Source organism: Streptomyces sp. AcH 505 (assembly GCF_000818175.1).
GTDB lineage: Bacteria > Actinomycetota > Actinomycetes > Streptomycetales > Streptomycetaceae > Streptomyces.
On sequence record NZ_JTIY01000001.1, the window covers coordinates 1,422,245 to 1,433,113 of the forward strand.

Genomic DNA, 10,869 nt, shown 5'->3' on the forward strand with positions numbered 1-10,869 from the left:
GCGCCGGCCGCGCCGCCCGCACGGCCGCCGCTGCACCGCGCCCCGCGCCAGAAGGTGGTGGCCGGTGTCTGCGGCGGTCTCGGGCGGTACTGCGACATCGACCCGGTCATCTTCCGGATCGTCATCGGCGTGCTGTCCGTGACCGGCGGCCTCGGGCTGATCTTCTACGGCTTCGCCTGGCTGCTCGTCCCCATGGAGGGCGAGGACGAGAACGAGGCGCGCCGGCTGTTGTCGGGCCGGGTCGACGGCGCCGCCCTCATCGCCGTCCTGCTCGCCCTGATCGGCTGCGGTCTGTTCCTGTCGATGCTGGGCAACGGCGGCACGCTCGGCTTCGCCGCGCTGCTGTCGCTCGCCGTCGTCGGCTCCGCCGTCTGGTCCCAGCGCCGGCGCGGCGCCGTACCGCAGGGGCAGCCGCTGGACCCCGCCGCGCCCCGGCCGCCGGTCGTGCACACGGTCGAGGCGCCGCCGGAGACCAAGGCACCGCCGACGCCCGGCAGCCCGTCGTGGTGGCGGGACCCGATCGTCAAGGACGGTACGACGGGGCCGGTGCCCACCGGCTACCTCTGGGGCCCGCAGGACGCGGCCCCGAAGGACACCGCGCCGCCCGGCCAGCGCTACGGGGGGTACCGGTACGGGGGGCCGGTCCGCGCCACCCGGGTGCGGGGGCCGCGCTCCATCGGCGGTCTGCTCTTCGTGCTCGCGCTGATCGCGGTCGGCCTCGGCACCGGCCTGTCCTGGCACACGCAGCCGCTGGGGACGAGCCTGCAGATCGGGCTGAGCGCGGCGCTCGCCGTCTTCGGTCTCGGTCTCGCCGTGAGCTGTCTCTTCGGCCGCACCGGCTTCGGCACGATTTTCCTGACCGTGGTCACCGCTCTGCTGCTCGCCGGGGCTGCGGCGGTTCCCAAGGACATCAGCACGCAGTGGAGCCGGCAGAACTGGACGGCGACGTCGGCTGCGGCCGTCAAGCCGGGCTACACGCTGGGCAACGGCGTCGGCACGCTCGACCTGGGGAAGCTGACCGTCCCGCGCGGACAGACGGTGGTGACGTCCGCCGATGCCGGTCTTGGCCGGCTCAGGGTGATCGTCCCGCCGGACGCCACGGTGAAGGTGCGCGTCTCCACGGGGTTCGCCAATCTGCGGCTGCCCGGCGGCACGTCCGACCGGTTCGTGACGGACGACCGGGCGGGGCAGCAGACGCTGCCGCCGCCGGCCGGTTCCCGTCCCGCCGGCTCGCTCGTCCTGCGACTCCATGTCGACCTCGGCCAGGTGGAGGTCACCCGTGCCGCGTCATGACGCCAAACCCGGCCGGCTGGTCGTAGGACTCGCGGCGCTGGGCGCCGCCGCCGTCTACGCGGGCGACGCGGCGGGCGCCTGGCAGGTCCCCTGGTTCCTGGTCCTGACGATCGTCGGCGACAGCCTGTTCCTGAGCGCCGTCGTCGCGATGGGGCATCAGCGCATCCGACGGCGCCGCGAGGCCCACAGGGCGTCGAGGGAGAACATCGGGGCGCCGGCCAGTACCAGCGGCAGCCATGCCATCAGGTAGGCGAGGTCGTTGCCGTAGTAGTACGGCGTGGACTGCCAGCTGACCGTCAGCCACAGGCTCAGCGAGATCAGCGCGCCACCGAAGGCGGCGAGCCGGCCGAGGACCCCGAAGAGGGTGCCGAGGCCGACGGCGAGTTCACCGAAGGCGATGGCGTAGCCGAACCCGGCGGGGCTCTTGAGTGCCAGGTCGACCAGGGCGGGGACGGCGGAGCTGTCGCGGACACCGTTCATCATCTCGCCGACCGAGCCCGCGCCGCTCGCCTGGAAGAAGCCGCTGGTGGTCAGCTTGTCGATGCCCGCGTAGATGAACGTGATGCCGAGGAACAGCCGGAGCGGCAGCAGCGCGTAGCGTACGGAGTTCTCCCGCCACCCCTGCGCCTGCCGGTCACCGCCTATCGTCCCGTAGTTGTCCGTCCGGTAGTCCTGAGTCATGGCCGACCTGCCCTTCGTGTCCCACGCCGCGGCCGCAGGTTCCGCTTTCCCCTGCGTGCTCATTGATGCATACGGACACGGCGCGGCCGACGCTCACCCCTCAGTCGAGAACGTCCACGGTGACCTTGTTCGTCTCCACCCCGGCCGCCGTGATCACCTGCACGTCCACCTCGCCGGGCTCCACGTCGACCGGTACGGGCACGGTCAGCGCCGCGTCCGAGGGGTTGGCGAAACCGCCCGATACCGGGACGAGCGGCACGTGCACGTGCACGGCGCCGATCCGTACGACCATCTTCGCGAGCCGGTCGGGGGTCCCGGCCCCCGGCGGTACGAAGCCGGCTCCCCGGATCTCGATGTCGTCACCGGTCCGGATGGGCGCGTCCAGATCGCCGGCCTCCCTGGCCCGGACGACGGACAGCACGACGGGCCTGCCGCCCTCGGTGTACTTGCCCGCGAAGTACGTGGCGGCCGAGACGGCGACCAGCAGCGCCAGCGCCCAGGGCAGATCGGGCAGTTGCTCGGGGCGCCTGGCGAGCCGTACGCCGCTGAAGACGACGGCCGCCGCGTTGACGAACGCGTACTGCACGTCGGTGAAACTGCCGCGCCCCGCGTCGTCGCAGAGCAGATCGGCGGCGCGCGGCCGGTCGGCGCGCACCTTCTGCAGCCGCTGGGCCAGCACCCGTACGGCGACGACGCGCCGTACGACGACGGCAATCGCGCAGACGATCGCGAGGACGGTCAAGATCCCGGCGCCACGGGCGAGTTCGAGCCCGTCGATGAGCGCGTCACGGTCCTTGTGCCCGGAGGCGCCGGCCAGTTCGAGGGCCAGGACGAGGACGGCGAAGACGACGAACAGCACCCAGGCGGAGGCGACGGCGCGCGAGGTGGAGAGCCGGTTGTCCTCGCCGATCAGCGGCGCGAGCAGCCCGCCGCGTGCGCGGTGCAGCGCGGCGGCGCCGGTGAGCAGCCCGCCGACGACGAGCGCGCCGAGCAGCCCCGCCGTACGCGCCACGGTCCACCCGGCGCCGATGGCGGTGGCCGCCTGGGCGAGCGCGAGGACGACGACTCCGCCCCACACCGCGAACAGCGTGTAGCGCCAGACGGCCTGCAGCCAGGCCTCGCCCGCTTCCCTGCTGCGGTCGGCCACGGCCCGCGCCGACTGGGTGAGTTCGTCGGAGACCCACTGCCGGGACGCCCCCGCCGAGTGCGCGACGGCGGCCGGCAGCCCTTGTCCCGCCGCCAGTTCCTCCCGCTTGGCCAGGAAGGCGGCCACCGCCTGCCGGTGTCCCTCCCGCGCCCCGTGCGGGCAGTCGCCGCACATACAGCCACCGCCGTGCGTGCCCTGTCGCGCCTCTTGCACCGCCACGCCGAATGCCGCCTTCCCCACCCTGTCCGCCATGCCCGGTGAACTTCCTTGTGCCGCTTGCGAATTGTGCCGCACGGAACGGGGGGTACGGGCCGCCCTCCCGGCTGTGGCGGGTGACGACACGATTACGTTGTTGACGCGGGTCGCCGACCTGCGCGGGAAGGCACGTACCACAATGGCGGCCATGGCAGACAACATCTCACCGCTGGTCGCGCTCCTCGGTCTCGAACAGCACGTCGAGGGCGGCTGGTTCAAGGAAACCTGGCGCACCCCGACGGCCGCGACCCCGCCCGGCTACCCGGGCGAGCGCGCCTTCGCGACCGGCATCTACTTCCTGCTGCACCCCGGCGAGCGCTCCCGCCGACACAAGGTGCGTTCCGACGAACTGTGGCTCTGGCACAGCGGAGGCCCGCTGCGGCTGCACATCGGCGGCACGGACGACGACGCGTCGTCGGCGGAGCCGCACATCCTCGGCCCGTCGGTCGAGGCGGGCGAACAGCCCCAACTGCTGGTGCCGGCAGGCGCCTGGCAGTCGGCCGAACCGGTCGGCACGGAACCGACGCTGGTCTCGTGCGTGGTGGCCCCGGGCTTCGACTTCACGGACTTCACCCTCGACGAGAACGACCCGGCCTGACCCCAAAACGAGCCGGCCTGACCCCGAGGGGTCAGGCCGGGCAGGGGTCCGAGGTCACCGGGGTCCGAGGTCACCGGGACCGGAGATCACCGGGGGTCGGAGGTCACTCCCACTCGATCGTGCCCGGCGGCTTGCTCGTCACGTCCAGAACCACGCGGTTGACCTCGGCCACCTCGTTCGTGATCCGGGTCGAGATCTTCGCCAGTACCTCGTACGGCAGGCGGGACCAGTCGGCGGTCATCGCGTCTTCCGAGGAGACCGGGCGGAGCACGATCGGGTGGCCGTAGGTGCGGCCGTCACCCTGGACGCCGACCGAGCGGACGTCGGCGAGGAGGACCACGGGGCACTGCCAGATGTCGCGGTCGAGGCTGGCCGCCGTCAGCTCCTCGCGGGCGATGGCGTCCGCCTCGCGCAGCAGGTCGAGGCGTTCGCGGGTGACGTCCCCGACGATGCGGATGCCGAGCCCCGGGCCGGGGAATGGCTGGCGCTGGACGATCTCCTCCGGCAGACCGAGCTGCTGGCCGACCATCCTGACCTCGTCCTTGAACAGCTGACGCAGCGGTTCGACGAGCTGGAACTCGATGTCGTCGGGCAGGCCGCCGACGTTGTGGTGCGACTTGATGTTGGCGGTGCCGGTGCCGCCGCCGGACTCGACCACGTCGGGGTAGAGGGTGCCCTGGACGAGGAACGCGACGTCCTCGCCCTCGGCGCCCGCCTCGGCGACGATCTCGGCCTGGGCCTGCTCGAAGACGCGGATGAACTCGCGGCCGATGATCTTGCGCTTCTGCTCGGGGTCGGAGACCCCCTTGAGCGCGGTGAGGAAGCGCTCCTCCGCGTCGACGACCTTGAGCTGCACGCCCGTGGCGGCGACGAAGTCCTTCTCGACCTGCTCGGTCTCGCCCTTGCGCATCAGGCCGTGGTCGACGTACACGCAGGTCAGCTGGGCACCGATGGCCTTCTGTACGAGCGCGGCCGCCACCGCCGAGTCGACGCCGCCGGACAGCCCGCAGATGGCGCGCTTGGTGCCGACCTGCTCGCGGATCAGCGCGACCTGCTCGTCCACGACGTTGGCCGTGGTCCAGGTCGGCTCGATGCCGGCGCCCCGGTAGAGGAAGTGCTCAAGGACCTGCTGGCCGTAGGTCGAGTGCAGCACCTCGGGGTGGTGCTGGACGCCGTACAGCTTCTTCTCGTCGTTCTCGAAGGCGGCGACCGGGACGACGTCGGTGGACGCGGTCACGGTGAAGCCGGCCGGGGCCGCCGAGCAGGCGTCGCCGTGCGACATCCAGACGGGCTGCTCCGCCGGGGTGCCCTCGAAGAGGGTGGAGCCGGTCTTGGAGACATGCAGCTCGGTGCGGCCGTACTCACGCGCACCCGAGTTGTCGACGGTCCCGCCGAGGGCCGTCGCCATCAGCTGGAAGCCGTAGCACATGCCGAAGACCGGCACGCCCGCCTCGAAGATCGCGGGGTCCAGGCGCGGGGCGCCCTCCGCGTACACGGACGAGGGGCCGCCGGAGAGGATGATCGCCCGGGGGTTCCTGGCCAGCATCTCGGCCACCGGCATCGTGGACGGGACGATCTCGCTGTAGACCCGGGCCTCACGCACCCGACGGGCGATGAGCTGGGCGTACTGCGCGCCGAAGTCGACGACCAGGACGGCGTCGGGAGTGGCGATCTCGGGGGCGGCGGGGGGCGCTGCTGGCACGGGGCGGCCTTCCGGCGGGAACAAAAAGGAGGTCTGGTCCTACGATTCTAACGGCGGCCGGAGGACCACTTTCCGTCTCGTCCGTCTCACCATCCGAAACCGGGTTGGTCCGGTTCCGGATCCGTGGTCCATACTTCCGGCATGCGCAAGCACCTCACGTACGTCTTTACCTATGGCACCGGCCCGTCCGGCTGCCATGGTCGTGCTGCTTGAGCTGACAAGCGACTTCCGACAGGCGCCCCGGGCCGGCAAGGCCCGGGGCGCCTGTCGCGTTCGGGGCCCGGGCACGGTCCGGGGAGCGATCCCTCCCGACAAGGAGCACCCCATGACCGCCATGGACACGACGGGCACCACGGACACCACGGACGCCCTCATCGCCGACGCGCGCGTGCGCATCGACGCACTCGACGAACAGATCATCGCCCACGTGCGGGAACGGACCGCGGTGTCCGCCGTCGTCCAGCAGGCCCGGATCTCGGCCGGTGGCCGGCGGGTCAGCCTCTCCCGGGAGAACGAGATCCTCGGCCACTACCGGGCGGAGCTGGGCAAGCCCGGCACCGCGCTCGCGATGACGCTGCTGGAGCTGTCCAGGGGCCGGCTCTGACCCGTCGCGCCGCCACGTTTCCCGTACCTGCGTTCGAGCACCGCTCTCACCCGTACGGCGCGTGACCGGGTCCCGAAGGCCGTCGTTGGACCGTTCGTCCGTTGGGGCGTGTGGCGCACCGGAAGGTACGCCGTGGGACCTCGCCCCGGCGCCCCGTGACCGGACGGCAGGGGACAGCAGCCCGGTCACCCAGGGACGGCCGGCTCCGGGGACGCCCGGGGCCGGCCGTTTCCACGTCCGTCCGACGATGCCGGTCCGGCCATGCCGGTTCAATGATGTGACGCAGATCACTCAAGAAGAACACGATCTCGGCAGCAACCATCTACGCGGGTCACCGGTCTTCTATGCGTTGAGACCAACGCGGGAGACGCTGCACTCGGAGGGGGGTGCAGCGCCTCTTTCGTTCATCGACACGGATCGGCGCGGATCAGCGCGGCGGGACCTTCGGCATCCCGAGGAACGGCAGCCGCAGCGCTCCGAACGCCCCCTCGGGGACAGCGGGCGCCACCGGCTCGACAGCGGCCGTACGGACATACGCGGCGCCCTGCTCCGGACGCCCGTCCGCCTCACCCTTGTTGGGCCAGAGCGCCATCGCGCGCTCCGCCTGCGCCGTGATCGTCAGCGACGGATTGACGCCGAGGTTCGCCGAGACCGCCGAACCGTCCACCACCGAGATGCCCGGGTGCCCGTACACCCGGTGGTACGGGTCGATGACGCCCTCGTCGGCCGAGGCACCGATGGGACAGCCACCCAGGAAGTGCGCCGTCAGCGGGGTGCCCATCAGCTCACCGACGTTGCTGCCGGCGAAGCCGTTGATCTCCTCGGCGATCAGCGTCGCCGCCCGGGTCGCCTCCGGTATCTGCTTCGGGTTGGGCGCGCCGTGGCCCTGTCGCGCCGTGAGCAGCCCTTTGCCGACACCGCCCGGCTTGCGGTACGTGGTCAGGGAGTTGTCCAGCGACTGCATGACCAGACCGATGATGGTCCGCTCCGACCAGTGGTGGTTGGAGAGGGAACGCGCCAGCAGCAGCGGATGCCTGGCCGCGTTGGCGAGCCAGCCGCTGACCCGCCGGTCGCTGTGCGGCACCTGGAGGATGGACAGCGCGCCCATCGCGTTCGAGCCCTTGCCGTAACGCACCGGCTCCACATGGGTGTTGGCGTCCGGATGCATCGAGGACGTGATGGCGACGCCCTTGGTGAAGTCCGCCTTCGCCGCGCCGTGGCGCGCCCGGTAGCGCCGGTCGTCGGTCTGCGCGCCCACCAGCGCCTCGGAGTTGGTACGGGTCAGCTCGCCGAGCCGCGCCGAGAGCCGGGGCAGCAGCCCCTTGTCCTTCATCGTGTGCAGCAGGGTCTGCGTGCCGTACGTGCCGGCGGCGATCACCACCTGACGGGCGCGCAGCGTGCGGTACGTGCCCTTCTTGCGGCTCTTGCGGGCGTCGGTCGGCACGGTCGTGACGCGATGGCCGCCCGCCTTGTCCTCGGTCACCGCGACGACCGAGGTCATGGGGTGGATCACGGCCCCCGCCCGCTCGGCGAGATGGAGATAGTTCTCGGTGAGGGTGTTCTTCGCGCCGTGCCGGCAGCCGGTCATGCACTCGCCGCACTCGGTGCAGGCGTTGCGCGCGGGGCCCGCGCCGCCGAAGTACGGGTCGGCGACGCTCTCGCCCGGCCGGCCGCGCGCCGCGCCCTCCGCGTCGTCACCGTCGCCGAAGAAGACGCCGACCGGGGCGAGATGGAAGCTCTCGCCCACGCCCATCGCCTCGGCCGCCGCCTTCAGATGGACGTCGGAGGGGGTCATGGTCGGGTTGAGCCGTACGCCGAGCATCCGCTTCGCCTGGTCGTAGTAGGGCGCCAACTCCCCCTGCCAGTCGGTGATCGAGGCCCACTGCGGGTCCTCGAAGAACGCGGCGGGCGGTACGTACAGGGTGTTCGCGTAGTTGAGGGAGCCGCCGCCCACCCCCGCGCCCGCCAGCACCATCACGTTGCCGAGCAGATGGACGCGCTGGATGCCGTAGAGCCCGAGGGCCGGGGCCCAGAGGTAATTCTTGACGTCCCAGGAGTTCTTGGGGAGGGTCTCGCGGGTGAAGCGGCGGCCCGCCTCCAGCACCCCGACGCGGTACCCCTTCTCGGTCAGCCGCAGGGCGGCGACCGAACCCCCGAACCCCGAGCCGACCACGATCACGTCGTAGTCGTACGTCTCGTCGTCCTCGTCCTTGCCCTTGCGCTCGTCCGAGGCGCCGTACGTCTTGCCGTCGTCCGACACTCGTCCTCCTCGCTGTCGTGGAGAGCCGGCTCAGCGCAGCCGGAACGCCTTCATCGCCCGCAGGCCGCGGCTCATCAGCGCGGCGTACTTCTCGTCGTCCATCCCGAACGAAGGGGACAGCGGCAGCAGTCGCTGGTGGGCGACCGTCTGGGCCTCGGTGTACTTGAGAATGCCCTCGGAGCCGTGCCGCCTGCCGAGCCCGGAGTCCTTCATGCCGCCCATCGGCGACCCGACGCTGCCGTACGCCGCCGCGTAGCCCTCGTTGATGTTGACGGTGCCGGTGCGCAGCCGGGTCGCGACCGCGTGGGCGTGCCGGCCGCTCCTGCTCCAGACGCTCGCGTTGAGGCCGTACGCCGTGGAGTTGGCCAGCCGGACCGCCTCGTCCTCGTCGCTGAAGCGGTAGAGCGAGACGACCGGGCCGAACGTCTCCTGCGCGCACACGGCCATCGGCTCCTCGACGCCTTCGAGGACGGTGGGCTCGTAGAAGTACGGGCCGATGTCCGGACGGGCGACACCGCCGGCGGCGACCGTGGCGCCCTTGGCGACGGCCTCCTCGACATGGCCGGTGACGGCCTTCAGCTGGCGTTCGCCGACGAGGGAGCCCATGTCGGCCCCGTACGAGAGGGAGTTGCCGAGCCGCATGGCTTTCGTCCGCGCCACGAAGCGCTGGACGAACGTGTCGGCGACCGCCTCGTGCACGTACAACCGCTCGATGGAGATGCACAGTTGTCCTGCGGAGGAGAAGCAGGCGCGCACCGCGCCCTCGGCCGCCTTCTCGACATCGGCGTCGTCCAGGACCAGCATCGCGTTCTTGCCGCCGAGTTCGAGCGACACCCCGATCAGCCGGTCGGCTGCGCCGCGCGCGACCTCGCGTCCGGTCGGGGTGGAGCCGGTGAACGAGACGTAGTCGGCGTGCTTGACCAACTCGGGGCCGACCACCGGGCCTTCGCCGATGACGACCTGGAAGACCTCGGCGGGCAGTCCCGCCTCGATCAGCAGATCACGCGTCCACAGTGCGGTGAGCGCCGTCTCCGTGTCCGGCTTCATCACGACGGCGTTGCCCGCGACGAAGGCGGGCAGCGCGTCGCCCGCCGACAGCTCCAGCGGATAGTTCCAGGGGACGATCTGGCCGACGACCCCGCGCGGCTGACGCAGCTCGGTGACCTTGGTCAGCGTCGGTACGACGCCCAGATGGCGCTTGGGCTTCAGGTACGAGACGGCGGCGCGGCCGTAGTGCCGCGCCTCCACGGCCACGCTCTGGACCTCTTCATGGGCATGCTGCCTGGCCTTGCCGGTCTCCAGCTGGATCAGGTCGAGCACCTCGCCCTGCCGGGAGAGCAGCAGGTCGTGGAAGCGCAGCAGCACCGCCGCCCGCTGCCGTACCGGCGTCGCCGCCCAGCCGGGCTGGGCGGCCCTGGCCCGGTCGAAGGCGGTCGCGACGTCGTCGGGCGTCGACTCGGGCAGATCGGCCAGCTTCTCCCCGGTGTACGGGGTGTGGCTGACCGTACGGCCCGAGCCGACGATGTCGCGGGTGAGCCGGGCGACCACCTCGGGGGTGACCACGTCGGCCGCCGTGCGCGCGCCGGCCGGGGCTGCGGCCACGGGGTTGGTGCCGGGGGCGGGTGCCTGCGAGTCCGTCATGGCGCAGAGCGTATGCCGCCTGTCACAGCTTTGGGTACCCGGCGGTAACACCTTTCACCGGCCGCTCACAAAAGCGCCAGTGATCACTGGCGCCTTGCCCGCTCCCCCGCGCCCGACCTCAGGACTTCTCCAGGACGAGCTGGTCCACGACGGTGCCGTAGAACTCCTCGCCCGGCTTCGCCGCCCATCCCTTCGCGGGCATCGACACCCGCAGCCGCAGATAGAAACCACCCGAATCGGGGATGACGAGCTCGTGCCAGCGGTAGCGGAAGGCGTCGTCGTCCGACGCGCTGTAGTCGGTGTAGTCGACGACCGTCTCGAACCCCTTCCTGCCCTGGACGACGGTGTCCTTGGTGGTGACGGCGGCGTCCTTGATCTCGGTGCCGTTGTCCCCGCCCTTCCGGTAGAAGGTCTTCCAGGCGGCGGGCGTCGGCGCGAGGATCTCCGCCTCCGCGTCGGGCCGTACCCGCTCCGCGTAGACGCGGAAGACATTGCTCGGGTCGTAGTAGGTCACGTTGCCGTCGTCGGCGTCCTCGACGCGCAGGTACTCGTCGGGGACGGCGATCTTGGCGTGCAGGATCTCGTTCTCCGTCCGTACGCCCCAGCCGGACGGCAGCCCGCCGCCGCTCGCGAACGGGTTGGCGACGATCAGCGCGATGACGACCGCGAGGGCCAGCAGAGCGCCGCC

The 10,869-nt window shown here is 71.5% G+C and carries 8 protein-coding genes and 1 pseudogene; 3 read left to right on the plus strand and 6 right to left on the minus strand.

Annotation, left to right across the window (positions count from 1 at the left end; translation table 11 throughout):
- A partial coding sequence (locus HY68_RS06495) for a PspC domain-containing protein (protein ID WP_078863458.1) occupies positions 1-1,293 on the plus strand: 1,293 nt, incomplete at its 5' end.
- Positions 1,294-1,449: 156 nt separating this feature from the next.
- On the opposite strand, the gene HY68_RS06505 is transcribed toward HY68_RS06495, so the two are convergent.
- Together HY68_RS06505 and HY68_RS06510 are read right to left on the minus strand one after the other, a co-directional pair.
- The gene (locus HY68_RS06505) at positions 1,450-1,974 is read right to left on the minus strand and encodes a DoxX family protein (protein WP_041985500.1); all 525 of its coding nucleotides are present in this window, start codon (positions 1,972-1,974) and stop codon (positions 1,450-1,452) included.
- A 100-nt stretch (positions 1,975-2,074) separates the two neighbouring features.
- Entirely contained in the window at positions 2,075-3,340 is a 1,266-nt protein-coding gene (locus HY68_RS06510) for a hypothetical protein (RefSeq protein ID WP_041995317.1), read from the minus strand.
- Positions 3,341-3,524: 184 nt separating this feature from the next.
- Here HY68_RS06510 and HY68_RS06515 point away from each other — a divergent pair, with 184 nt between their 5' ends.
- Positions 3,525-3,974 (plus strand): cupin domain-containing protein, encoded by a 450-nt coding sequence (locus tag HY68_RS06515; RefSeq protein WP_041995319.1) that lies wholly within the window; start codon positions 3,525-3,527, stop codon positions 3,972-3,974.
- 103 nt (positions 3,975-4,077) lie between these two features.
- Here HY68_RS06515 and guaA read toward each other — a convergent pair whose 3' ends face one another.
- Entirely contained in the window at positions 4,078-5,676 is a 1,599-nt protein-coding gene (guaA, locus tag HY68_RS06520; RefSeq protein WP_041985503.1) for a glutamine-hydrolyzing GMP synthase, read from the minus strand.
- Between the two features lie 325 nt (positions 5,677-6,001).
- Between guaA and HY68_RS06525 the strand changes: the two genes are divergently transcribed.
- Positions 6,002-6,280, plus strand: a complete 279-nt coding sequence (locus tag HY68_RS06525; RefSeq protein WP_041985504.1) for a chorismate mutase — start codon at positions 6,002-6,004, stop codon at positions 6,278-6,280.
- Between the two features lie 427 nt (positions 6,281-6,707).
- Here HY68_RS06525 and HY68_RS06530 read toward each other — a convergent pair whose 3' ends face one another.
- The 3 genes and pseudogenes from HY68_RS06530 to HY68_RS06540 form a co-directional block, all read right to left on the minus strand.
- On the minus strand, positions 6,708-8,540 hold the full coding sequence (locus tag HY68_RS06530) for a GMC family oxidoreductase (protein WP_041985507.1): 1,833 nt from the start codon (positions 8,538-8,540) through the stop codon (positions 6,708-6,710).
- Positions 8,541-8,570: 30 nt separating this feature from the next.
- Entirely contained in the window at positions 8,571-10,181 is a 1,611-nt protein-coding gene (locus HY68_RS06535) for a succinic semialdehyde dehydrogenase (protein WP_041985510.1), read from the minus strand.
- Between the two features lie 118 nt (positions 10,182-10,299).
- Positions 10,300-10,869, minus strand: a pseudogene (locus HY68_RS06540) (serine/threonine protein kinase); the annotation flags it as partial.

What these genes read in the sequence shown, in the direction of transcription:
- HY68_RS06505 (WP_041985500.1), bottom strand. Translation starts at nt 1,974, where the DNA reads ATGACTCAGGACTACCGGACGGACAACTACGGGACGATAGGCGGTGAC.
- HY68_RS06515 (WP_041995319.1), top strand. Translation starts at nt 3,525, where the DNA reads ATGGCAGACAACATCTCACCGCTGGTCGCGCTCCTCGGTCTCGAACAG.
- HY68_RS06525 (WP_041985504.1), top strand. Translation starts at nt 6,002, where the DNA reads ATGACCGCCATGGACACGACGGGCACCACGGACACCACGGACGCCCTC.
- HY68_RS06535 (WP_041985510.1), bottom strand. Translation starts at nt 10,181, where the DNA reads ATGACGGACTCGCAGGCACCCGCCCCCGGCACCAACCCCGTGGCCGCA.